Source organism: Candidatus Symbiothrix dinenymphae, assembly GCF_001431085.1.
Genome location: NZ_BBRU01000151.1, coordinates 1 through 762, shown reverse-complemented (window position 1 = coordinate 762; position 762 = coordinate 1). Strand labels below are relative to the sequence as shown.

Below are 762 nucleotides of genomic sequence, written 5' to 3'. Positions count from 1 at the left end.
CTTCCATTTTTCGGCAGTTTACGCAGCCGTAGCCCGTGAAATCGAGCATTGCCGGCTTGTTGTGCCTCCTTGCATACGCCATGCCTTCGTCGTAGTCGTGGAATTTGGGGAGCACTTCGCCGTCGTAGAGGTTGAAATCCTGCGTGTAGAGCGGGGGCGAGAAGGCGCTGATGGCTTTCAGCGGCGCACCCCACAGTCCGGGCACCATATATATTGCGAATGCAAACGAAATCACTGCCATGAAAAAGTGCGACACAGACACGTGTTGCACCTCATCATCGTGTGCAAAGCGAATTTTCCCCAGCAGATAAACGCCCAACAGCGCGAAAATCACTATCCAAAGCGCGAGGAATGTTTCGCGGTCAAGGATGTGCCAACCATACGCTAAGTCAGCCACCGACAGGAATTTAAGTGCCAAAGCCAACTCCAAAAATCCCAGCACGACCTTCACCGTATTGAGCCACCCGCCCGACTTCGGCATTTTTTGCAGCATGGACGGGAAAATCGCGAACAGCGCAAACGGAATCGCCAACGCCAAGCCGAAGCCAAACATCCCAACAGCCGGTCCCGCCAAACTGCCCATGCTCGCCGCCTCCACCAGCAAGCCACCAATAATAGGTCCGGTGCACGAAAACGACACCAGCACCAGCGTGAACGCCATAAAGAAAATGCTCAAAATGCCGGTGGTCGCCTCGGCTTTGCTGTCCATCTTGCTCGACCACGAGGACGGCAAAGTGAGTTCAAACGCACCCAAAAACGACA

Annotated in this window: 1 protein-coding gene; it reads right to left on the bottom strand. The window is 54.5% G+C overall.

Annotation, left to right across the window (positions count from 1 at the left end):
* Positions 1 to 762, bottom strand: a 762-nt coding sequence (locus tag ASC50_RS02320; RefSeq protein ID WP_304518306.1) for a protein-disulfide reductase DsbD family protein, incomplete at both ends; no start/stop codon positions are given.